The organism is Pseudomonas sp. Lz4W (assembly GCF_000346225.2).
Classification (GTDB): domain Bacteria; phylum Pseudomonadota; class Gammaproteobacteria; order Pseudomonadales; family Pseudomonadaceae; genus Aquipseudomonas; species Aquipseudomonas paraversuta.
Genome location: NZ_CP017432.1, coordinates 3565454 through 3588766, shown reverse-complemented (window position 1 = coordinate 3588766; position 23313 = coordinate 3565454). Strand labels below are relative to the sequence as shown.

Below are 23313 nucleotides of genomic sequence, written 5' to 3'. Positions count from 1 at the left end.
TCATGCGAACGTGCCGCCGTGCTGTAACTATTCTGACTCTCAGCCTCATGCCGCTAGCGGCATGGGCTGCGGTTCCTGTGGTCGATGACAACTCTGGCTATAACAATAGCGGGGGGAGTAATCCGGCTACGGGTTACGGTGCGAGCGGCGCCTATGCCGGGGGAGGGGTTTCGACCCCTATCTCGGCACAGGGCGAGCTGTTCAACCAGTTGCAACAAATGCAGGAGCAGATTGCCCGCCAACAAGGTGTGATCGAAGTTCTGCAAAATGATGTTTCGCGGATGAAGCAAGAAAGCCTGGAGCGATACCAGGAACTTGATCGGCGAATAGGAACCGGCGTTGCTCCTGCTGCCGCTCCTGATAATTCTTCTGCCGGTGGTGCTAATGCCGCCGGTAATAGCGCAGCACCTGCTTCTCAGGCCGCTGCCAGTTCGGAACCTGGCGATCCGGCGAAAGAAAAGCTCTATTACGATGCTGCTTTCGACCTGATCAAAGCCAAGGACTTCGACAAGGCCAGTCTGGCGTTCACTGCCTTTCTGCGCAAATACCCGAACAGTCAGTATGCGGGCAATGCCCAGTACTGGTTGGGTGAAGTGAATCTGGCCAAAGGTGATTTGCAGGCCGCTGGCCAGGCATTTGCCAAGGTCAGTCAGCTGTATCCCAAGCATGCCAAAGTGCCGGATTCGCTTTACAAGCTCGCTGATGTAGAGCGCCGCCTCGGTCATACCGACAAGGTTAAAGGCATTCTGCAGCAAGTGATCGCCCAGTACCCTGGTACTTCGGCGGCACAGCTGGCGCAGCGAGATCTGCAGCGCATGTAAGCAACACAATGCTTTCATCGAGAAACCCGCGCCTGTCGCGGGTTTTTTCGTTAGAATCCACGCCCTTTTATGAAATACGCTCTTCTGAGTCCTGCGCAGGCAGATTCTTTGGAGTGCCTGACGGAGGCGGACAGCCTGTTTAGCTGTTACGCCCGTGGCGGATATGCAAGACACATTGAGAATTACCGAAGTTTTTTACTCTTTACAGGGTGAAACGCGAACGGCTGGCCTGCCCACCGTTTTTGTACGCCTGACCGGCTGTCCTTTGCGCTGTCAATATTGCGACAGTGCCTACGCGTTCAGTGGCGGCACCGTACGTCCCCTCGACAGTATCCTTGAGCAAGTGGCCGGGTTTCGTCCGCGTTATGTTTGTGTGACGGGAGGGGAGCCTCTGGCGCAGCCCAATGCCATCCCTCTGCTCAAGCAACTGTGTGATGCGGGTTATGAGGTCTCGATCGAGACCAGCGGAGCGCTGGATATCTCTGCGGTCGACCCGCGTGTCAGTCGGGTGCTCGACCTGAAGACGCCGGGCTCCAAGGAGTCCCATCGCAACCTCTATGAAAACATTGCGCTGCTGACACCCAATGACCAGGTCAAGTTTGTGATCTGCTCGCGGGAAGACTATGACTGGGCGGTCTCCAAGCTGATCGAGTACGGCCTGGAGCGACGGGCTGGCGAAGTCTTGTTCTCGCCAAGTCACCACGACCTGAAGGCCCGCGATCTGGCGGACTGGATCGTGGCGGATAACCTGCCAGTACGCTTGCAAATGCAGCTGCACAAATATCTTTGGAACGACGAGCCGGGGCGCTGAAATGACCGTACAAACTGTTGTCACCGAAAAAAGAGCCGTAATCCTGCTGTCTGGCGGTCTTGACTCCGCGACTGTGGTGGCCATGGCGCGCGCCGAAGGCTACAGCTGCTACACCATGAGCTTTGATTATGGTCAGCGTCACCGTTCCGAACTCGACGCCGCTGCGCGCGTAGCCCGTGACCTGGGCGCGATCGAGCACAAAGTCATCGGCCTGAACCTGGACGGCATTGGCGGCTCGGCTCTGACCGACAGTTCCATTGACGTGCCAGAGACCCTTGGCGAAGGCATCCCGGTCACCTACGTGCCTGCACGTAACACCGTGTTCCTGTCGTTGGCGCTGGGCTGGGCAGAAGTGCTGCAAGCGCGGGACATCTTCATCGGCGTCAATGCGGTGGACTATTCGGGCTACCCGGATTGCCGTCCTGAATTTGTTCAGGCATTCGAAGTCATGGCAAATCTTGCGACCAAGGCCGGCGTGGAGGGGAACGGGTTCCGCATCCAGGCTCCGCTGCAAAACCTGAGCAAGGCGCAAATCGTCCAGACCGGTGTAAAGCTCGGTGTTGATTACTCCCTGACGGTTTCCTGCTATCAGGCAGACGCTCAGGGCCGTGCGTGCGGTAAATGCGACAGCTGCCGACTGCGTGCTGAAGGCTTTGCAGCGGCCGGAATTACTGACCCAACCCGCTATTTTTGAATTATTTCGCATTTATTTTTAACTGGGTGTTGAATTCTCGTTAAAAATCAGTATTATACGTCCCACAACGAAGCGGGTCGTTAGCTCAGTTGGTAGAGCAGTTGGCTTTTAACCAATTGGTCGTAGGTTCGAATCCCACACGACCCACCATATGCAACACCAAAACAGCCGGTCTAATCCTCAGGATTAACCGGCTTTTTTGTGCCCGGGATTTGTGGGTGCAGGGTGGCACGCAGAGAAGAGCCACCATGGCGGGCCAAGGCCCGCACAGGACGACAACGCAAGTTGGCGTCGTTTCCGGGGTGAGTACCAGCCTCAGCTGCTTCGGCCCCCCTGTCGAGCCTCCACGAGCCTGTACGCGGCTAAATTCCTTTGAACACGTCTTTAAACAATCCCTTCAACTGTTCGTTGCCTGCGTCTACGAGATGGTTGTCATCGTAATACAGCGGAACCCCGTCCCTGGACCCCATGCATTTGCCGTCAGGGCATAGATATGGGGTTGGATCCACTACGGTTGCGTTGCAACGCTTTGCTGCAGTTTCGATCGCGGTAATGGCAATCCTGTTGCGCTTTTCATATTCATGCAGCGGGATCGAAATATCCGTGGTGTGCTGGAATATTCGCCTGTGCAGATTCAGGCCTTTATAGACACTGAAGGGCATTTCCGGAATCGGCTTTACGATATAAACCGGATGGTTTTGTGCGATCGAGCAGACGACGTCGATGTATTTCGCGGTGTAGGTTTCGACAAAAGATGAGCCATCCGGGTCTTTGGCCTCAGGGAAGAAAATTCGGTGCTTGTTGTTTCGGCTCTGGTCCCAGTACAGCGCTGCCCGACTGAACAGCACCACGGGGATTCCCTTATAGGAGTTCTTCAGGACTTCCAGTTTTTCCTGGTTGAACGCCTGGCATTGGCGCTGCAGTTCTTTGTCACGCATTTCAAAGTTTTGCAGGGTCGGACAACCACCGCGCGCCCAGGATAAAGCGGCTTGCTTGTTCTCGAGCTGGACCGCTGCTGCCGTTGATTGAGCGTGACTGTCACCAAACAGAATGACCGACACTTCGCCCGTACCGAGTTTGCAATCGGCGGCGGCATAGTCGTTGGGGAAGCATTCCTGCGAGTACAGTGTGCCGGAATACGCAGGTTGGCCCAGGTCCACAAAGGCAAACCTGACGCCAGGGTAGTCTTTTACTACCGAGGACGTGACGGCTGACAAGGCGACTGCGCCAAGCGCATATGAGGCGTACTTGATGATGGTTTTCGTAGCGGAGGTAGCGCTGTTCGCCCGTGACTCCACCAGATAGAACGACAGGGCACCCAGCACGAACGAAAGAATAATTGCGCCGGTCACGTACGGCCAGCTCGTCAGCAGGCCACAGGTATAGAGCAATACCACCAGCGGCCAATGCCAAAGGTAAACCGAGTAAGAGATCTTGCCGGTGTATTGCAGGGCTCTGTTGGTACTGAAAGCCGACTGGGTATTTCCGTAAATCACCAGCGCTGTTCCGAGAACCGGCAGCAACGCTAAATAACCGGGCCACTGATCCTGCTCGGAAAAACACATCACACTGGCCAGGATGGCCACAAGGCCCAGGCCTTCGCAAATCGAACTGCTGCGCTTGCCAAGTTGCAGCGGGTACAAAAATACCAGCCCGCCTGCGATCATCTCCCAGGCTCGGGTAGGCAGCATATAAAAGGCAAATACGGGACTGGTCCTGGTCAGAACGACAGAGGCCGCGAACGAGATCAAAGCCAGCAGTACCAAGGTACTTCTTGTGTTTTTGGCACCCACAAACTTGTAGAGCGCCATCAGCAGTAACGGATAAAGCATATAGAACTGCCACTCAACCGAAAGTGACCAGGTATGCAGTAGCCAGTTTTCGTGCAGCGGAGCGTCGAAGTAACTGCCGCCTTTGGCGAATGTGAAGTTCGAGCTGAAAAGCAGACTGCTTTTGAGCGTCCTTATGGCATCCCGATAATCATCCAGGGGCAGAAATACGAAGCCGAATATCAACAGTGCAATGCACAGGGCCAAAAGGGCCGGGATGATGCGGCGCGCTCTTGATGCGTAAAACCCCAGGAGGGAGAAGCGCTGCGTTTGTAGACCGGTGAAAATGATTCCGGTCATCAGGAAGCCCGAGATGACGAAAAACACGTCGACCCCTGCAAATCCTCCACCAAACCCTTGAACCTTGAAGTGGAAAAGCACCACCGAAATAACGGCGAGTGCCCGTAACGCATTGATGTTATTTCGAAATTCCATCGTCCTGCCCAATATCACGTCCATTGTGGGGTGGCATTGTAGTGGCCATGATGGGCTGTATGAACGGAAATCGTTTTTCCATCGCTAAACTATTTCAGCCGGCATCGGCGGTCGATGCTGTGCAAGGTTTCGCGCAGGGTAATCACCTGCTCCCGAGCCAGCCAAAAGCACCTGCCCAGGGGGGGGGCGATCTTGCCGGCTCGCTGTTGGCCGGATTGCACTTCAAGTGGCGTCAACACCAGCGGGGGCTTCAGATAAGGTTTAAAATCTGCCCGGTCTCGACAATGGTCGCGTAGTCCATTGCCAGATTGCTGAGAGAGATTGCATGTATATCCTCTGCACTCCAGTGGCGGCCTGTCAGATCATTTTGATCGAACGTGTAAGCAGCGTCCGCAGGCACTATCACCTCAAAGCCCAGGTTGCCTCCCGAGCGCACCGTCGACTCCACCGAGTTATTGGTAACAACACCGCAGATCACCAGTTGCCGAATTGAACGGGTGGTCAGCCAGCGCTCAAGGCTGGTGGCGGTAAAGGCATCCGGGACGTTCTTTTCCACAACGTGTTCATGGGCCAGAGGCACAAACGCCTCCTGAAACTCGCAGCCGGGTTGTCCCGGGTGAAATACCGAGTCGGCTGATCGCGATATGTGCCGCACGTGAACCACCGGCCTTGCGGACCGTCGCCATGCACTCAGTAACGCCTCGATCCGCAACTCGGCCTGGGGGTTGTTGCGTCTGCCCAGCTTGGGATGATCAATGCCTTTCTGCATGTCGATGATCACCAGTGCTGCGTTGTCTTCGAGCCTTTGCATGTGATGTCCGATTGCCGGGGGGAAGGGGCGCAATGCTAGCGCGAAGTGCCGGGCGGGCGCCTGCTGTCCGGCAATGAACACCAGGCGACCGCCGTGCAGGGTTTATGGGCGCTGCTTCTCAAAGCGCACATCACCTTGCTCCAGGTTCTCCACCGCTTGCCAGCCGAGCTTGCGGTAGAAGCCACTGGCGCGGCTAGCCCCGTCGGTTTCGAGCCAGATCGTCGGGTGCTGCCGGAACAGGCAGGCTTCGGCTATTTCCATCAGGCGTCGGCCGAAGCCGTGACCCTCGAATTCAGCCCGCACGAATGCCGCAAACACGCAGCCTTCTTCGAGATCAACCATGGAAAACCCCACCGGGGTGCCATCGGCCTCCGCGATCCAGAGGCACGGCGCCCGGGACATCGCCTGGCGTATGGCTTCGGGGGTAATGCCCATTTGCGTTAACTGATCACGGGACAGGTGGTTCTCTGTCACGCTGGTGCGGATGTCGAATATCACCTCGATATCCGTCTCATTGGCGATTCTTACCGTTCTTTGCATGATCTGTGTCCTCGGCTTCGGCGTTTTTTTGCTGGCAATTCAGTCAGCGCAGGGGTCCTGAAAGCTCCAGTCCTGTGCCTGGACAACACGGCAGAAAGGTCCGTCCAGGGTCGCATTGTGATGTGCCACTATCTGCCGGGCCTTGAGCAAGGGTGTGTCGGAGCAGGTATGACCGTCGGCAATCAGCACCGCATCAAAGCCCAGATCCCTGGCTGCCCGGCAGGTGCTGTCTACGCAATATTGAGTCTTCATTCCGGTGACGACTATGCCCGTGCATCCATGCACTTGCAGCTGTTGCTCCAGCTCAGTCATGCAAAATGCGTTTGGCCGGCTTTTGTTGAAGATAACTTCGTCACCCTGCAGCTCCAGTTCTTTAACGATTTGCGTCAGCGGGCTGCCTGGTTCGATGGGCGACCCCGACGGGCCAGTGTGTCGGGCCAGGAAGATCGGGGCGCGGGATTGCCGTGCATCGCTCATCAGCCTGTTCAATGTGTTTATCAGCGCTGGCACCTGCCAGGGCTGGTCCGGGCCCTGAACCAGACCGACCTGCATATCGAGAATCAGTAGTGCATACATGGTGCATTTCCTTGCGAGTGAGCCAGCGACAGCAAGGCACAAAAAAGGCCCTGCGCATTGCTGGCGGGCCTTTGAAGTTCGTTTGGGTTCAGCTCACGACACTTCTCACGGCCCGCCTTGTGCGGTCGTGGTAGTGGTGGTGGTCGAGGCGATACGGTACGTGCTCATGGACTGGAAGGTAGCCACCCCATTGCGGATTGGCAAGCGCCATTGTGAACGCGGTGTAGCGCAAGGTTGTCCCTCACCCGGGCGCACGCTAGTCTGCGCCACTTCGTATTGACACTGGTACAGGGAGGGGCCGCAGCATGATTTCAGTACGTCCGGTTGAGGCCGGTGAGTGGCGCAGTTACCGGGACCTTCGTCTGCAGTCGTTGCAAGACTCTCCCGATGCTTTCGCCAGCACCTATGAGTCAGAGGCGGGCAGGACCGATGAGGTCTGGGCTTCACGGCTTGCAGGTGCCGTATCCTCGGGGCAGGCGCGAATATTTGTTGCGCTTGATCACCAGCAAATGTGCGGGCTGGTCTGGTGCAAGTTGCCGGAAGCCGGCGTGGCCGAAATTTTTCAGATGTGGGTTGATCCTGCGCGCCGTGGCCTGGGCGCTGGCGGTGCACTGCTGCATGAAGCGCTGGAGTGGGCAAAGAGTGTTGGTGTACGCCGTGTTTGCCTGGGCGTAACGGCCGCAGACACGCCGGCAATGGGCCTGTACACGGCATCTGGCTTTCGTCCGGTCGGCCCTCTGGAACCCCTGCGTGATGGCTGCGGCCTGATGTCCCAGGCAATGGAACTGCAACTCGGCGCTGACTGATCCGCCGGTTGTGGCACCTTCCGGAGAAATTGAAGTCCATAGCTGCTCCCGACACATGAAAATTCAAGGATCGAATGAAAACAACTCTGGTTTTTACCCTCGCAATAACCCTGGCCCTGTCAATTACCGGCTGCGCCAGCCGCCAGTCTGCCGTTCAATCCACGCCAGAGCCGCTGGTGACGATACCCGCGGATGAGCAGCATGCAAGCCTTGCGTTCCGCACTGTCGGCGGCGCAGGTGACCATCCCGTCAGCTACTCCACCGGGCCGAGTGACGCCGGTCGATTCGGCATGCAGTCTGCTGGCGAACAGGTGTATGACACGGCTTATTTCAAGCGCATACCCGGGTACCTGAAAAAAATGGCCGGTGGGACGTCGAGTATCGACACGCTGGTAGAGGCCAATAAACCGCTGAAGGTCAATGCGCTGGTCAAGCAACAGGTTGCGACCCTCAACGGCATTCCCATGCACTCGATGTTCGGTTACGCCATAGCGGCTCAGCCTGAGACTCAAGTCTTTACCCCAAAACCCAAGACCGCTTACCTCATCGAAACAGTCATAGCAGATAACTACGTCATGACGGTTTACGAGATTACGGGCACGGGGGAGCGCAAGCCGGTGAGCGTGGTTAAATCCCGGGAAGAATTCTATTAACCCTCCATCACCCAGGAAAACCCTTTATGCCGTTACCCGTCACGTCCTCCTATGCGCAGCGAATGCTCGAGCTGGAAGCCAGTAACCCGGATGTCGCGCAACTGGCCGGGCAAATTGCCGGGGCAATAAAGTCGGAGTATCTGAGCCAGTCGGCCGAGGTGCTGGTGCAGGATCTGTTTGCCCATCTGGACCCGGTCGCCCGACAGGAGCCCGGTTGCGTGACGCGCCTGGCAATGTGGCTGCAGAAGCTGGCGGATGCCCGGGCATTGTCCCATGCCCAGGTGGCGAAGTTTGTGACCGGCGCTGTCGGCCAGGGCGGTCCATCCGCTGTGGTGCCGCTGTAGGGGTCAGTGCCGGGCGGGGCCGTCTGACTGTGCGCTTGAGTCTCGCACCACCAGGGTCACCAGGGGCGCATCCATGCGCTGACGTTGCCCGGTATTGTTGATTTGCTCGAACAGTAACTCGATGGCCTGGGCCGCGATTTGTTCGAGATGCATGTTCACGGCCGTCAAGGGCGGGTTGCATTCCCGCGCCCGCAAGCCGTTATAGCGCGTCACCACTTTTACATCCTGCGGCACCTTCAAGCCTCTTGCCGTCAACGCCTGTACGGCGCCAGTGGCGAAGGCATCCACCGGGACGCACAAACTGTCCAGTTGCGGGTACTCCTCCAATAATTGCAGGCAGGCCTCAGCGCCGGCTGATTCGCCTCCGGCTTCATCCGCCCGCACGATGGCGACGGGCTGGTCAGTGGAGGCGCAGTAAGCGCGATAGGCATGCTCCATATCGACATAGGAGTGCCTGCTTTGAGCGCCGATTATCAGACCGGTCCGGCGGGCGCCCTGTGCGTGCAAGTGCTCCAGCAACAGGGCACCTGCAACGTCTGCATGCATATCAATGTACGGCACCGGATCGTCGGTCTCGGGCTGGCGTCCAATTGAAATCAGCTTCACTCCTCTCTTGCGCAAGCGGGCAATGTGCGGGTCGTTTGCCACCGGCTCGATGATGATTGCCCCGTCAATATCCAGGGTATCCAGCAAATCCTGCGCTCCCTCCATCGGTGGCACCAGAACCAGAGCCACGCCCTGACGTAATGCAGCCTCCATCGCGGTGGCAGCGATTTCCATCAAAAACCCCAGGCGTGAAGATCCGCCGGCAACGGCAAAGGGCATGGATGACAGCAGGGCTATTGAGTTGGCGCGCCCGGTGCGCAGGCGCTGCGCCCGCAGGTTCGGGCTATAGCCCAGGCGGGCGGCGACTTCCTTTACCAGGGTCCGGGTCTGGGGGTCGACCTGGCCGCGGTCATTGAGCGCATGGGAGACGGTGGTACGCGACACACCAGCGGCACTGGCTACATCAGCAATGGTGGGGCGACGAGAGCTGCTGCTGGGCATAGGTAGGGAAACTCAATAAACGATGGGCCGAGTTATACGCCTCCTGACCCGGATCAGCTACTCAAGCCGGGTTGCCCGGTGTCTGCCGTTGACAGGTTAATTGAACAGGACTACATTCCACCCAAATCGATTTGGGCGGCATGTGTAAATCGATTTTGGCGCGGATTTATCTGCATGTTCATCGTTAAGGCTGCGTCTGGAACAATCACTCAATGAGCCGTTGATGCTGGCTTAACGTAGAGGTGGGATATGTCGGATAACAATAAGAAACCCGTTTCCCCTGTTGATGAGTTTCTGCCATGGCGCCAACTGCTGCTGTTTGGCGGCCAGCATGTGCTGGTGATGGCGGCGTCACCCATAGCGTCGGTTTTTCTGATGGCGACCGCCCTTGGATTTTCCAGCGACTTAACCCTTCAGCTGTTGAGTGCCACCTTTCTGGTCTGCGGCCTGGGGACGCTCTTGCAGTCACTGGGCTTGCGCGGATGTGGCTCGCGCTTGCCTTTCATCATGCTCCCCGGCGGAGCCCCGATCATGCTGTTCATATTGATTGCCCAGCAAAACGGGGTCGCCACTGCTTCGGGCGCAGTGATCCTGACGGGTTTTTTCTACTTTCTGGTACTCCCGGTTTTTCGCCGGCTGCTGCGTTTTTTTCCCTCTGTGGTGGTCGGTACCATGTTGCTGCTGGTGTCGGTCAATCTGGTCAAACTCTCGGGCCAGCTCATTGTGGGGGAGCCGGGCACTGCCGGTTTCGCCGCGCCACAGCAACTCCTGCTGGCCTTCTCAACCATCTTTATCACGGTGCTGTGTTCACGCCTGCTGCGTGGAACCTTCGGTCAGCTGTCTATTTTGCTTGGCTTGATTGGTGGCAGCTTGCTGGCCGTGGCTCTGGGGGCATTCGACAGCTCGCGGTTGAGCCTGTTGCCCCTGCTGAACCTGCCCACGTTGATGCCGTTCGGGGTCCCGCAATTCGATCTGTTCGCCTCCATTCCGCTGATGCTGTTCTGTCTGGTGTCCATGGTCGAAGCAACGGGCCAGACCGTCGCCATCAGTGAAGCCGTCGACAAGCCCCTGGATATAAACCGCGATGTGGTGCGAACCATCCGCGGGGATGCGCTGGCCTCGATTCTGGGCGGGTTTATGGGCACCTCACTGATTATTACCAGCGGAGAAAACATAGGTGTCATTCGTGCCACCGGGGTCCGCTCCCGTTATGTCACTGCCGTTTCAGGGCTGCTGTTACTGCTTTTTGCACTGCTTGCGCCACTGGCGCGTTTGATCGAGGGCGTGCCCCAAGCCGTGGTCGGCGGCACCAGCCTTATCGTGTTTGCCATTGTCGGCACCATGGGCATCGACATGCTGCGCAAAGTGGACCTGCGCGACCACGGCAACATGTACGTGGTGTCTGTGGCCCTGGCCGTGGGGCTGCTGCCGATTCTGGTCCCGGGGGTCTACAGCCACTTCCCGGACGGCCTTGCCGGCCTGCTGGGCAACGGCGTCGCCATGGGGGCCTTGACTGCGGCACTGATGAACTTTGTATTCCATTGCGTTGGTCGCCAGCCAGCCTCAGTTGCCGCCAAGACCAAGCTGATTAACTGATTCAAACAAAAAGGCATCTCCATGGATTCCAGCTCTGCGACTCACTTACTGTCTTCACCGCAACAGCTTGTTGCCTCTGGTCAATTATTGGCTCCCCAATGGCTAATGCTCCCTGAGGGGCCGCGCCGCGAACATGCCGTGCTGATTGAAAATGGCTGCTTCGCCGATGTGGGGCCTTTGGCACTTTTGCAGGGCCGTTATCCCGATCATCAAGTGCTGCGCCTTGATGATCAATTATTGATGCCGGGGTTTATCGATACCCATCACCATCTGAGCCAGAGTTTCGGCAAGGGGCTGGTGTTCGGTGAGCCTTCAGAAATATTCAAACGTATCTGGATACCACTGGAAGGCTCCCTCGATACCGACCTGCTGTACCTGACCAGCAAGCTGGCGGCATTTGAATCCCTGCGAGGTGGTTTCACCACCGTATGTGATGCGGGTACCCGATCCAGAGAGGGGGTCGAGACAATTGCCCGGGCCGTCCATGAAGTGGGCATCCGCTGTGTATTGGCCAAGACCTGCAATGACCTTCAGGGCGGGCAGGTACTGGAGGCAGGTGCGATTCTCGCCAGGGCAGAGCAGCACCTGTCAGAGTGGGACAACGACACACTGGTCACACCTTCACTGGCAATCCCCATTCCGGAAATAGCCACCGACTCGACCCTCAAGGCGGTCTACGGTCTGTGCCACGAGGCGGGACGCATATTCCAGAGCCATGTCAATGAACACCTGGTGGCCGTCGAACGTTCGCTGGAACTCTATGGCGTGCGCCCCCTGGAGCACCTGCACCGGGCCGGAGCGCTGGGCCCCGGGGCTCTGCTTGCACACGCCACATTGCTCACACCGAATGAAATCTGCCTGTTGCGCGATAGTGGCGCCGCCGTGAGCTACAACCCGGTTGCCAGTGCCTGGAAAGGCAATGCGGTGGCACAGGCGCATCTGATGCACTGCCTGGGTATTCCAGTGGGGCTGGGCACAGACGGTACCCGCGGTGACGGGTTCCGCCTTCTGGATTATGCCGAAGCCGCCCAGCGTTTCGCCCACGGCTTGCCAGTAGGGGACTCGGTGTGCGGCAGCGGCAAACTGTGGCTCGACATGGGCACCCGGGACGCAGCCCAGGTGCTGGGGTTAGGCAAGGTCACGGGGCAAATTGCCCACGGTCTGGCGGCCGATTTTCTGCTGGTGGACCTGGCGGTACCGGAACTGCTGCCGTCCTGGAACCTGACCTGGGACCTGGTCCGGCTGGCCAACCGCGATCAGATCCAGGCCGTTGTGGTGCAGGGCAAGGTGCGGTTATGGCAGGGCTGGCCCACCGACTGGGATGCCCGGGCCCTCATGCGTCAAGTGGATGCTCTGGCCCGGGATGCTGTGAGTCGGGCACCCATTCATAAAGTCCATCCGTTACCGTCTGTGCTTTTGCACGGCGAGTAGATGAGTAAAACATGAGCTTACCTTTCGATCCGATTTACATCATCGCTATAGCCGTCGCATGTGGTGCCCTGATCCAGGGCACCACCGGAATGGGCTTCGCCCTTATCGTGGCGCCGGTCATGGGCTTGCTGGCTCCAGAGTCATTGCCCATCAGTTTATTGATCCTGATGTTGCCCCTGAATGCCGCCATCGCCTGGCGCGAACGGGCGGCAATCGATTTCAGAGGCAGTTCGTGGATCACTCTGGGGCGCTTTGCAGGAACCTTTGGCGGGGTCTGGATTCTGTTCTGGCTGCCGCTCTCGCAACTCAACATATTGATCGGCCTGTCTACGATTGCGGCCTGCATCGCCACCTGGGTGGCCCCCTCATTCGTCCCCGGCCGGCGGGCGCTTATTTCGACGGGAGTCATTACCGGCATCACCGAAACGGCCACCGGGGTGGGCGGTCCGCCTCTGGCTCTGGTGTACCAGCATTCTCCGGTTGCCACTTTGAGAGGCTCGGTTGCCCTGTGCTTTCTGGTGGGCGAATTGATCTCGCTGGCGGTACTGGCGGCAGGCGGTCATCTACAGGCCGGACAAGTCGAACCGGTGCTGATCCTGTGCTTGCCCCTGGCGCTCGGCGTGCTTGCCAGTTACCGGGCCCGGCACATGATCAACGAGAAACGCCTGCGCCGGTTCGTGCTGATCTTCGCTTTCGTTTCGGGATCACTGTTGCTGGTGCAGTAAGTCGTACAGCCAGCGGCGTCCCTACGGAAAACGACTGGCCTTCAGGGCTTTCACAAAGGTGTACGAGGCGTGGTTGAGCGAGTCCCTGGGCGGGGTGATGACACTGACCGAGCGCATGATCCGCTCGTCTTCCAGGGGTAGAAAGCGCAGGTCGGTGCTACTGGCCGAGCGCCTGAGCAATTCGGGAAGCAGCGTCACGCCCATGCCCTGGGCAACCAGAGCCAGCAATGAAGTGGTGTTTCTGACGCTGAGGGTCGACTGGTCTCTGATGTGACGAAACTCCGCGGCATTGATGTCTGCTCCCAGGCCGCTGTTGATGAAGTTATGACCTTCCAGATCGCTCCAGCGTACCGGGCGGGCGAGTGAGCACAGCGGGTTATTGGCCGCGCAGACCACGCAAAAGGCGTCCGAGAACAGAAAGTCCTGATTGATGTTCGGAATACTGGCCGGCACGGTGGCGATGCCAATATCCACTTCGCCGGCCAGTACCGCCTGGACGACTTTTTCGGAGTCCATGTCGCGGATATCAAGGTGGAATTGCGGGTATTGCTCATGGAAGTGCTTGAGCAGCGGTGGCAATAGCGTGATAGCGAATGACGGCACCGCTGCCACCCGCACCAGCCCGGTTTCGGCCTTGGCATAGGTCTTGATGGTGGTGATGGTGCGCTCGAAGTGGGTCAGCTCGCGTTGCGCCTCCTGCAAGACAAACCTGCCCAGGGGGCTGAGCAGGTTTTTGCGCTCGCCTTCAAATAGCGCGCCGCCCAACTCCTCTTCCAGTTGCTTGAGCGAGAGCGAGACGGCCGCCGGTGTGCGATGCACCCGTTGGGCGGCCTGGGTCAGGCTCTGACTGGTGGCGACAGCGACGAAAAACTGCAAATTGGTGATTTTGATGCTCATGGCGGTCAGTTCGCAGATTAAGGCTTTGTTTAAATAATACTTAACTATCGTTAAAATTTACTAGATTTACTTAATAGTCTGGCCGCTCATAATCTCCTCCATAACAGTTACAGGCGATGCCGATTCATGGCATGCCAGTCAGGAGGAATTCATGACGTACAGCAATTTGAATTACATCGCCGGTGAGTGGCTCAAGGGCCAGGCTGAAGTCGAAAACCGCAACCCTTCCGATACCCGGGATCTGATTGGCCTCTACGCACAGGCTTCTTCGCAGCAACTGGAAACAGCCATCGAAGCCGCCACCCATGCGCAAAAACTCTGGGCCCGTTGCGGTATCGAACAGCGCTACAAAGTGTTGATGGCCATTGGTCAGGAGTTGATCAATCGCAGCGCCGAAATCGGTCAGATGCTGTCCCGTGAAGAGGGCAAGCCACTGGCTGAAGGTGCTGGCGAAGTGTATCGGGCTGGCCAGTTCTTCACCTATTACGCAGCCGAAACCCTGCGCCAGATGGGGGATAGCGCAGACTCGGTACGTGATGGCATTGAAATCGATGTACGTCGCGAGGCGGTGGGTGTGGTGGCCATTATCTCGCCATGGAATTTCCCGATGGCCACGGCCTGCTGGAAGATTGCTCCGGCACTGGCCTTCGGCAATGCCGTGGTCTGGAAACCGGCCAATCTGACCCCGGCCTGTGCTGTCATCCTCAGCGAAATCATTTCCCGCCAGGACATTCCCAAAGGCCTGTTCAATCTGGTGATGGGCGCCGGGGCGCAAATTGGTCAGGCCCTTATCGAACATCCGGGCATCAGTGCCATCTCCTTTACCGGCTCGGTTGAAGTTGGCAAGGGGATTGCCGCCGCTGCCGTGGCCAATATGACCAGGGTGCAGCTGGAGATGGGCTCCAAGAACGCCCTCGCAGTCATGGATGATGCCGACCTGGACCTTGCCGTGACCTGCGCGGTTAACGGTGCGTTCGGCGGTAGCGGGCAAAAGTGCACTGCGTCCTCGCGGCTGATCGTGCACGAGCGCGTGCACGATGCCTTTGTCGAAAAGCTGGTCGCCGCTACCCGGGCGTTGAAAGTGGGGCACGCCCTGGAAGCGGGAACCCAGATCGGCCCCGTTGCCAGCGCTGCGCAATTGGCCAGCAACCTGGCCAGTGTCGAGCTGGGGCGCCAGGAAGGCGCTGAATTGATCACCGGTGGCAATCCTCTGGAACTGGCCACACCCGGTCACTTCATGGCCCCCGCGTTGTTCGTTGAAACCCGCAACAGCATGTTGATCAATCGCCAGGAACTGTTTGCGCCTATTGCCTGTGTACTCAAGATCGGCAGTTATGATGAAGCCCTGACGCTGGTCAATGACACGCGTTTTGGCCTGACTGCCGGGATCATGACCCGCTCGCTAGCCCGTGCCAGCCATTTCCGGCGCAATGCCCGGGCCGGCTGCGTCATGGTCAACCTGCCAACCGCCGGTACTGACTACCACGTGCCCTTCGGTGGGCGCGGTGATTCCAGTTATGGCCCGCGGGAACAAGGCCGGTCGGCCGTCGAGTTTTATACCCATGTAAAAACCGGCTACATCGCCGCAGGAGAGCCGCTATGAATCCGGCCCGACCATTCGCTGTGCGCGGGCCCCGGGTTGACTGCATGCAATACGGCAACTGGTCAGAGAAAATCTTCCGGCAGATGCGCGACGGCGGGGTTGATGCGGTGCACGTCACCATCGCCTATCACGAAAACTTTCGTGAAATGGTGGCCAATATCGAAGCCTGGAACCTGTTGTTCGAGCGCTTCAGCGATTTGATCCTGCACGGCAAATGGGCCGGCGACATCGCGTTGGCGCGCCAGACCGGGCGCACGGCGATCTTCTTCGGCTTTCAGAACCCGTCGCCGATCGAAGACGACATCGGCCTGGTGGAAGTGGTCCATGCCCTGGGTGCGCGCTTTATGCAGCTGACTTATAACAACCAGTCGCTGCTGGCCACCGGCTGTTATGAACAACATGACACCGGGCTGACCCGCATGGGCAAGCAGGTGGTGCGCGAGATGAACCGTGTGGGGCTGGTGGTGGACATGTCGCACTCGTCCGACCGCTCCACCCTGGAGGCTATTGAGCACTCGCAGCGACCGATTGCGATCACCCATGCCAACCCGGCGTTCTGGCATCCGGCCTTGCGCAACAAGTCCGACCAGGTGCTCAAGGCGCTGGGCCAAAGCGGCGGCATGTTCGGTTTTTCCCTGTACCCCCATCACCTGCACGGCAAGAGCGCCTGCACCTTGCAAAGCTTTTGCGAGATGGTCGCCCGCACGGCCGATCTGGTGGGGGTCGAACACCTCGGGCTGGGTTCCGACCTGTGCCAGGACCAGCCTTACAGCGTGGTTGAGTGGATGCGGGTGGGGCGCTGGACCAAGGAAGTCGACTACGGCGAAGGTTCTGCGGCAAATCCGGGGTTTCCAGACCAGCCCGAATGGTTCCGTGACAACCGCGACTTCGTAAACATTGAAGCAGGCCTCGCTGCCACAGGCTTCGGGCCTGCCGATATAGCGGCCCTGATGGGCGGCAACTGGCTGCGGTTTTTCGAAGCGGGCTTTGTACCCGAAGATGCCCGCAATAGCACCACGGCTCGCACCGTAGATATCGCGATTTAAAGTATTTCAGCCACCCGGATTCGCAACTGCAAGGCCGACAAGGACATCGCGCAATAACAACAAAAGTACTTCCAACAATAACAATACTGGCGATCGACAACTCTCTTCGGAGGGGAGGCTCAATGGAAATTCCAACTGAAGTTTTGGTGGGGAGTGAACCCTGCACGCTTCGTAAAAGTGCTATCGGCAAACTCGACTGGTCAACGTTCTGGATCAGTGGCGGCTTCTTCCTGCTGTTCCTGATCATTGCCCTGATTGATTTGAAAACCCTGTCCGGCCTGATCGGCGGAGCGTTTTCCTGGGGCACCCATTACTTTGGCCTGTACTGGCAAGTGCTGATGCTGCTGACATTTGCCTCCAGCCTGTATATCGGTTTCAGCCGGGTCGGCCGGGTCCGCCTTGGCGGGGTGAACAGCACACCGGGCATGAGCACCTTCAATTGGGTGTCGATGATCATGTGTGCACTGCTGGCCGGTGGCGGCGCTTTCTGGGCGGCTGCCGAACCCTTGTCGCACTTTATGAAACCTGCGCCTTACTTCGGCGTGGCGGCGCAGAGTGCGCCGGCCGCGGTGGCGGCACTCTCGCAGTCATTCCTGCACTGGGGGTTCATGGCCTGGGCCGTTCTCGGCAGCCTGTTGACCGTGGTGTACATGTACCTGCACTACGAGAAAAAACTGCCGCTGATGCCGCGAACCCTGCTTTATCCATTGCTGGGAGAGCGAGCGCTTAAAGGGCCCATCGCCGTGATTGCGGATGCCTCGGCGATTATTGCCGTGGTTGCCGGCACCATCGGGCCAGTGGGTTTTCTGGGGTTGCAAATCGCTTTTGTCCTGCACTCGGTGTGGGGCGTGCCCGATACCATTACTACCCAGGCCATGGTGATTCTGGCGGTCACGACCATCTACACCCTGTCGTGCGTGGTGGGCCTGGGCGGTCTGCGTCTGGTCAGCAAGGTCCATGTGTGGCTGATGCTGGGGCTGGCCGCGTTTCTGTTTATCTTTGGCCCGACTCTGTTTCTCAGTGAGACCTTCGTGCAAGGCCTGGCCTTGCATGTGACCAGTTTTTTCCAGACTGCCCTGTACCGTGACGACAGCCAGTGGCTCAACAGCTGGACGCTGTTCTACTGGGGCTGGTTTATCGGTTATGCACCGATGATGGGGATCTACGTCGCCAGGGTCTCCCGCGGCCGCAGCATCCGCGAAGTGGTGGGCTTGCTGTCGGTGGCGGCGCCCCTGATCACCATGGTCTGGTTCACCCTGGTGGGTGGTACCGGCATTGGCCTGGAACTGAGTTCGCCGGGCAGTGTGGTCAGCCACGGGGTGCAACCTGAAGCACTGTTGCTGGGGGTTGCCCAAGCGATGCCGATGCCTACTTTGATTTCAGCACTGTTTCTGTTCCTGAGTTTTTTCTCGGTGGTGACCAGTGCCGGGTCGATGTCCTACACCGTGGCCATGGCCATCAGTACCGATCATGGCGAGTCGCCAACCTGGCTGAGGGTGTTCTGGGCGGTCGGCATGGGAGTGGTCGGCGCCATTCTGATCACCCTGGGTGAAGGCGGAATCACAGCTTTGCAGTCGTTTATCGTGATCACGGCAGTACCTGTGTCGATCCTGATTTTGCCCTCTGTGTGGGATGCCGTGCGCATTGCCCGGCAGATGGCGCGTGACCAGGGAGTGATCTGATATGCAAATGCGACCACCTTCCCGTGTCATGAAGGCCGCGCGCCTGGGTGCCTTTCATCAGTCCCGGCTGTCGTTCATGCGCCAACTGCTGCGCCGCTTGAAGCGCGAGCAGTGGCAGTTCCAGCGCACGGTCTGGAGCATCGACGGGCAGGGCGTCGGCCGGGCCGTGTATGTGGCCCGGGGGCCGGAGCGCGCATATAGCCTGGTGGCCTTTGCCCATGATCTGGACCCTGCGCTGCGCTCTGACCGGGTGATTGCCACGGCCTGGGATGCCACTTTCGCTTTGTTCGACGGGGTTCCTGATGAAGTCGAGCTGCAGCGCCTGCAAGCCAATGTGCCGAAACAGGAAGCGGGCCGCGTGTCGTCCCGTGAGCTGTGCATGGCGCGAGCCAACCGCTCGGTGCGCCTGTTTGACCATGTGCTGCAGGAACTGGCCGCAGGCCGCCAGCCGGACTGCGCTTTTGTCGAGCAGGTGGGTTACCTGATGCGCACCACGGCGGTCTATGGCAGCGGCAAGTTTGGCGCGGCCGATCGTGAGTCGGTGGCCGCGCGCCCCGAGCTGTCGGCACCTTTTCAGGCGGAAATGCTCACGGTGTTCCTGATTCGGGCCTTTAGCGTCGATCTGGTGGAGCATCTGGCACAGGTTCAGGCCCCGGGCACGGCGGTAGTGCTGGAGCCCGGAATTCGCCGCCGTTTCGGCCTGGGCAACTCCACGGGCCTGGGCATGGCACCTTTTCTGTTGAATCACCCGATGCTTTTAAACAACTGGGTGCAAGCCCGGGAAACAGCGCTGCAGCGAGTGCGTGCAGTGCGCCGGCCAACGCCTGCGGAGCAGGGAATGTTTGTGGATTTTGTGCGCCGCGCACAAGCCGACGCCCGCAGCTGGCACTCGGACCACCCGTTGCAAGGGCAGCGCATCCTCGAGTTGCAACAGGACTTCAAGGCCCTGCAACTGTGTATGGGCGAAGGCATTCTGCAGCGCGAGTATCCATGGGATGCGCTTTATCGCTGGGCCGAAAACCGGCTGTCGCTGGAGGCACAAGAGCAGTTGGTGTCTTTGTTGCTCGAGCCCTACGGGCATTTGATCGACGATCTGGGGCAAACCATGCAGGCCGATGAACAGCTGGGTTTCGCGGTGGACGGCAGCATGGGGGTGGGTGCCCTTAAACAGATTCTTGCCACTGATTACGCCTGGGTCGCGGCCATCGATTTTTCCACCGAACAGAGTCACTCGCTGTTCTGGTATGTGTCCGAGGAAAAGCTCGAGCCGCGGATCGGGCAGCGCTTCAGCGAGCCGGGCGAAGCACTGGAGCAGCCTTTGGCAGTGGCGCGGGATATTTCCCGGCTGCAGCAGGCCCTCAATGGTTGCGACGACGGGCAGACGGTGGCCACCTTCCTGCTGGAGCATCCCGAGCACCGGCATGTGGTCAGGCGTGTGCAGCTGGCGCCGGGCTGCCCGTACGCCGATATACAGGACAACCTGATTGACCGGGCTCTGCTGCCGATCGACTTGCTGCGCTGCAAACTTTCGTTCTTCGGCGCCACCCGGTTCGACCCGCGTTCCGATCGTTGGGTGCGCATCAACATGTATCAGAACGCCCCCTTTCCCCATGAGTTGAGTCAGGTGTTGGCCGATGACTGGTCTTATCCCGGTCTTGGCAGTCAGGAGCAGCGCCATGCATGCATCGTTGAATGAGATCGAAAGTCTGTGCAAAAAGGCCGCCCGTGGTGCGGGCATGTCTTGGGGGCTGGCGGAGGAGGCCGGCAAGGCGGCGAAATGGTTGTCGGCCCATGGTCTCGATGGCCCGCAGGTGATTGCCGGGCAGTTGCGGCGTGACGACGGGGTTGTTTATAGCGAGCTGGCGCCAGTGATCGGCGCTGGCGCCTGGCACGGGGCCAGCGCTGCGCTGTGCCCCTTGATCACAGGCGCGGCCCTCAGTGACCACGCTTATCTGCTGGGTAGCCACGGACAGATTCTGTTGAACGATGTGGCCAGCCCGCAGTTACTGATCCCCTTTGTCAGCGCCATGGCCAGACGCCTCAAGGCGCCCGTCGAGCTCTCGTGGCCGGGTTGCAGCCTGGGCTTCGACAGTCTGGGCGGGGTTTTTCTGAATGACGCAGGGGGGCTCGGCCAGCAGCGCGCAGTCAGTGTGTGCTGCAAGCAAGGCACGGATGCTCTGGATCCGGCCAGTGCGCTTGCCGGCAGCGTTCGCCCGGTCGCCGAATCTGACCTTGCCTATCTGCAATCACTGGCCGCCCGTACCTACGTGCCCGCTACCGAAGCATCGCGGCTACTGGGCGCCGGTGCCGGACTGAGCGACAACAACTAAATACCCATCTTTTAACCCAAACGGATCTGCATCATGACCTCTGCTATTCAACGTCTCGGCACCACCCCGCGTTTCAGCCAAATCGTCATCCATCAGCACACCGCGTATCTGGCAGGTCAGGTCTCGCAATTGATTGAGGGTGATATCAGCGACCAGGCGCAGGACGTATTCGGTAAAATCGATGCCTTGCTGGCCACCGCAGGTTCAGACAAGAACCATCTACTGTCGGCGCAGATCTGGTTGGCTGACATGGCGGACTATGAGGCCATGAATCAGGCCTGGGATGCCTGGCTGACAGGCGTGGGGGCGCCGGTGCGGGTGTGTGTGCAATCGCCCATGGCGAAAAAGCATTATCGCATTGAAGTTCAGGTCATTGCCGCGCTGACCGCCTGAGGCCCGCGCGGTGTCTGAGGTGCTGTCTTACAACGTCCACTTCAGCGAGACCATCAGGTTGCGCGGGTCGCCGTAGGTCCCGCTGCCGCTGGCGGTGGGGATGCCCTGCCAGTATTTTTCGTCGAACAGGTTGTTCAGGTTGACCCGGGCGTCCCAGTGCTCGTCCAGGCGATAGCCTGCCATCAAGCCGACAACTGCATAGGCATCCTGTACCGCATGGCCATTACCGACCCGGCCGTAGGTTTCGCTTTGGGCCAGTACGTCGGCGCCGATGCGCAGTTTTTCCAGGTCGCCGCGCAAGTGATAGGTGGTGGCGGCCTTGAACAGGTGCTTGGGCTGGTTGGGTGCGAACAGGTTGCCTTTGTCAAAGGACTTGTCCTTGACGTACTGGCTCAGCACCAGGGTGTAGGCAGCCGAGGCTTGCCAGTACGGGGTGAGGGCACCGCTGATTTCAGCGTCCAGCCCGCGGCTGCGGACTTCGCCGGCGGCTTCATAGCAGGTGCGGTTGGTGGCCAGGCAACTGGCGGGCTGGGTGTCCAGCGCATAGGCACGGTTTTCCTGGGTCATGTCGAACAGCGCCAGGGAGGCATTCAGCTCGCCGTCGAAGTACTCACCCTTGATCCCCACTTCATAACTTTCACCGGTCATCGGTTTGAGTACCGCGCCGCTGACGTCCTGCTGGGTTTGCGGTTTGAAAATTTCGGTGTAGCTGGCGTAAACCGAGTAGGTGTCGTTGAGGTCGTAGATGACGCCTGCATAGGGCGTGACTTGCTGGGTGACTTTGTAATCGCCGGTGCCCGAGCGATTGTCGTAGTCGTACCAGCTCAGCCGGCTGCCGACTATTAGGTGCAAAGGGTCGATGGGGTTGAAGCGGGCGGCGGCGTAAACGCCTTCTTCGGTGGCCGTATTCTGGCTCTGGTACGGGGTGCGATCGGCAATGTCCGGCTTGGGAATGACCCCCGGATCGAAGTTGTAGATATCGATCGGAGTCGCCTTGGACCAGAAGCCGCCTTTTTGGTCGAACTTTTCCTGACGCCGGCTCGCGCCCAGGGTCAGTTCATGTTCACGGCCAAACAACCTGAACGGGCCCGAGAGCGAGCCATCCAGATTGGTCTGCACGTCGGTGGTGTCATATTGCCCTGACGACTGGTTGAATCCGCCGCCCTTGGCAGCGCTCAGGTAGCTGGAGAAGGTGTTGGACTCGGCCCAGATTTTGGCGAATGCCAGTTTTGAGGTCCAGCCGTTGTCGAAGCGGGTGGTGAGGTCGGTGAACAGCGAGACGTTGTCCCGATCCCAGTAGGCCCAGTCGTTGCTCAGGAAGGTCGAGCGTGGCAAGTGCAGGTTTTCACCATTGGGTCCGGCCGGCAGGCTGCCCCAGTCCGAGGTTGCATCGTCACGCTGTTTCGAGGCCCCGAGGGTCCAGGTGGTAGCGTCGCTCAGGTCGGCTTCCATAACCCCGTAGAAGGTCTGGCGCTGATTGTCGCGTACGTCGATATAGCTCTTGTTGTCTTCATAAGCGGCCACTACCCGCCCGCGAATGGTCCCCGTGTCATTGAGCCTGTTCGAGGCGTCGACCTCGGTGCGGTAGCGATCCCAGCTGCCGGCGCTGGTGGTGATGCTCACTTGCGGCGTAGCAGTGGGGCGCTTGCGCACCAGGTTCAGGGTGGCCGAGGGGCTGCCGGCACCGGTCATCAGGCCGGTGGCGCCGCGTACCACTTCCACCCGGTCATACATCGCCAGGTCAGCCCCGGCGATGGTGTCCAGGGTGAAAGTACTGAGGCTGGTGGGCAGCCCGTCGTACATCAGGTTATCGATGGTAAAGCCGCGGGCCAGAAACTGTTGGCGGTCACCGCCGAACTTGCGCAGGGTGATGCCCGGTGCGTACTTGACCACATCGTTGAGGTCTTTGATGCCCTGATCATCCATGCGCTGGCGGGTCATGACGCTCACCGACTGCGGTGTTTCGCGGATCGACAACGGCAGGCCGACGGCAGTGCTCATGGCCCCGGTGGTGTACGAGCCGCTGCCTTCGGTGGTGGCGGTGCCTGAAATACCGGCTTCGGCATTCACATTGACGCTGTCGAGGGTCAACGGGCCTGCGGCTGGTGCTTGCCGGTCGGCGGATTCGTCAGCCGCCAGGGCCGCCGCCGAAAAAGCCAACAGCAAAGAACCGGTCATCACGGGCATAAAGGGACGAAGCATCTCAGAGATCCTGTAGAGGGGAGGGAGACGTGTCGCCTTTG

General features: G+C 59.2%; 22 protein-coding genes and 1 tRNA gene. 16 read left to right on the top strand and 7 right to left on the bottom strand.

From position 1 onward, the window contains the following. Positions 1-2 precede the first annotated feature (2 nt). From ybgF to B195_RS16355, 4 genes are all read left to right on the top strand, one after another. Complete coding sequence (gene ybgF / locus B195_RS16370; RefSeq protein ID WP_029612352.1) at positions 3-821, top strand: tol-pal system protein YbgF; 819 nt, start codon at positions 3-5, stop codon at positions 819-821. Positions 822-984: 163 nt separating this feature from the next. After that, positions 985-1632: a 7-carboxy-7-deazaguanine synthase QueE gene (queE, locus tag B195_RS16365; protein ID WP_003441261.1), complete on the top strand. Its 648-nt coding sequence runs from the start codon at positions 985-987 to the stop codon at positions 1630-1632. Between the two features lies 1 nt (position 1633). Next, positions 1634-2326 carry a 7-cyano-7-deazaguanine synthase QueC gene (gene queC / locus B195_RS16360; RefSeq protein ID WP_003441263.1) on the top strand — a complete coding sequence of 231 codons (693 nt, stop codon included), beginning with the start codon at positions 1634-1636 and terminating at the stop codon, positions 2324-2326. Positions 2327-2400: 74 nt separating this feature from the next. Beyond that, positions 2401-2476 (top strand) — tRNA-Lys (locus B195_RS16355). 212 nt (positions 2477-2688) lie between these two features. Here B195_RS16355 and B195_RS16350 read toward each other — a convergent pair. The 4 genes from B195_RS16350 to B195_RS16335 all read right to left on the bottom strand — a co-directional run bounded on the left by B195_RS16350 (position 2689) and on the right by B195_RS16335 (position 6517). After that, complete coding sequence (locus tag B195_RS16350) at positions 2689-4590, bottom strand: acyltransferase family protein (RefSeq protein WP_003441265.1); 1902 nt, start codon at positions 4588-4590, stop codon at positions 2689-2691. A 250-nt stretch (positions 4591-4840) separates the two neighbouring features. Then, complete coding sequence (locus tag B195_RS16345; protein WP_003441268.1) at positions 4841-5401, bottom strand: cysteine hydrolase family protein; 561 nt, start codon at positions 5399-5401, stop codon at positions 4841-4843. 102 nt (positions 5402-5503) lie between these two features. Further along, a complete protein-coding gene (locus B195_RS16340) occupies positions 5504-5941 on the bottom strand; it encodes a GNAT family N-acetyltransferase (RefSeq protein WP_003441271.1) in 438 nt (145 codons plus the stop codon). Between the two features lie 39 nt (positions 5942-5980). Further along, positions 5981-6517 (bottom strand): cysteine hydrolase family protein, encoded by a 537-nt coding sequence (locus B195_RS16335; protein WP_003441273.1) that lies wholly within the window; start codon positions 6515-6517, stop codon positions 5981-5983. Positions 6518-6822: 305 nt separating this feature from the next. Between B195_RS16335 and B195_RS16330 the strand changes: the two genes are divergently transcribed. The 3 genes from B195_RS16330 (at position 6823) to B195_RS16320 (ending at position 8320) form a co-directional block, all read left to right on the top strand. Continuing rightward, a complete protein-coding gene (locus B195_RS16330) occupies positions 6823-7323 on the top strand; it encodes a GNAT family N-acetyltransferase (RefSeq protein WP_003441276.1) in 501 nt (166 codons plus the stop codon). Between the two features lie 74 nt (positions 7324-7397). Then, positions 7398-7976, top strand: coding sequence for a hypothetical protein (locus tag B195_RS16325; RefSeq protein ID WP_003441279.1), 579 nt, complete (start codon positions 7398-7400; stop codon positions 7974-7976). Positions 7977-8002: 26 nt separating this feature from the next. Further along, positions 8003-8320 (top strand): hypothetical protein, encoded by a 318-nt coding sequence (locus B195_RS16320; RefSeq protein WP_003441282.1) that lies wholly within the window; start codon positions 8003-8005, stop codon positions 8318-8320. 3 nt (positions 8321-8323) lie between these two features. On the opposite strand, the gene B195_RS16315 is transcribed toward B195_RS16320, so the two are convergent. Then, positions 8324-9367, bottom strand: a complete 1044-nt coding sequence (locus B195_RS16315) for a substrate-binding domain-containing protein (protein WP_003441285.1) — start codon at positions 9365-9367, stop codon at positions 8324-8326. A 249-nt stretch (positions 9368-9616) separates the two neighbouring features. Here B195_RS16315 and B195_RS16310 point away from each other — a divergent pair, with 249 nt between their 5' ends. The 3 genes from B195_RS16310 (at position 9617) to B195_RS16300 (ending at position 13119) form a co-directional block, all read left to right on the top strand. Next, the gene (locus B195_RS16310) at positions 9617-10963 is read left to right on the top strand and encodes a uracil-xanthine permease family protein (RefSeq protein ID WP_003441288.1); all 1347 of its coding nucleotides are present in this window, start codon (positions 9617-9619) and stop codon (positions 10961-10963) included. 138 nt (positions 10964-11101) lie between these two features. Continuing rightward, positions 11102-12394, top strand: coding sequence for an amidohydrolase family protein (locus B195_RS16305; protein WP_238143939.1), 1293 nt, complete (start codon positions 11102-11104; stop codon positions 12392-12394). Positions 12395-12405: 11 nt separating this feature from the next. Then, positions 12406-13119 carry a sulfite exporter TauE/SafE family protein gene (locus B195_RS16300; protein WP_003441293.1) on the top strand — a complete coding sequence of 238 codons (714 nt, stop codon included), beginning with the start codon at positions 12406-12408 and terminating at the stop codon, positions 13117-13119. Positions 13120-13140: 21 nt separating this feature from the next. On the opposite strand, the gene B195_RS16295 is transcribed toward B195_RS16300, so the two are convergent. Beyond that, on the bottom strand, positions 13141-14016 hold the full coding sequence (locus tag B195_RS16295) for a LysR family transcriptional regulator (protein WP_003441296.1): 876 nt from the start codon (positions 14014-14016) through the stop codon (positions 13141-13143). Positions 14017-14167: 151 nt separating this feature from the next. Between B195_RS16295 and B195_RS16290 the strand changes: the two genes are divergently transcribed. The 6 genes from B195_RS16290 to B195_RS16265 all read left to right on the top strand — a co-directional run bounded on the left by B195_RS16290 (position 14168) and on the right by B195_RS16265 (position 21070). Further along, entirely contained in the window at positions 14168-15619 is a 1452-nt protein-coding gene (locus B195_RS16290) for an aldehyde dehydrogenase family protein (RefSeq protein WP_003441299.1), read from the top strand. Continuing rightward, positions 15616-16665 (top strand): membrane dipeptidase, encoded by a 1050-nt coding sequence (locus tag B195_RS16285; RefSeq protein ID WP_003441301.1) that lies wholly within the window; start codon positions 15616-15618, stop codon positions 16663-16665. The genes B195_RS16290 and B195_RS16285 overlap by 4 nt, the downstream gene beginning before the upstream one ends. 122 nt (positions 16666-16787) lie before the next feature. Further along, positions 16788-18347: a BCCT family transporter gene (locus B195_RS16280; protein ID WP_003441305.1), complete on the top strand. Its 1560-nt coding sequence runs from the start codon at positions 16788-16790 to the stop codon at positions 18345-18347. Position 18348: 1 nt separating this feature from the next. Continuing rightward, positions 18349-20043: a hypothetical protein gene (locus B195_RS16275; RefSeq protein ID WP_003441309.1), complete on the top strand. Its 1695-nt coding sequence runs from the start codon at positions 18349-18351 to the stop codon at positions 20041-20043. Beyond that, positions 20024-20677 (top strand): DUF3726 domain-containing protein, encoded by a 654-nt coding sequence (locus B195_RS16270; RefSeq protein WP_003441312.1) that lies wholly within the window; start codon positions 20024-20026, stop codon positions 20675-20677. Before B195_RS16275 ends, B195_RS16270 begins: the two co-directional genes overlap by 20 nt. Positions 20678-20710: 33 nt before the next feature. Beyond that, the gene (locus B195_RS16265) at positions 20711-21070 is read left to right on the top strand and encodes a RidA family protein (RefSeq protein WP_003441314.1); all 360 of its coding nucleotides are present in this window, start codon (positions 20711-20713) and stop codon (positions 21068-21070) included. 27 nt (positions 21071-21097) lie between these two features. On the opposite strand, the gene B195_RS16260 is transcribed toward B195_RS16265, so the two are convergent. Next, positions 21098-23272 (bottom strand): TonB-dependent siderophore receptor, encoded by a 2175-nt coding sequence (locus B195_RS16260; protein ID WP_003441317.1) that lies wholly within the window; start codon positions 23270-23272, stop codon positions 21098-21100. Between the last annotated feature and the right edge of the window lie 41 nt (positions 23273-23313).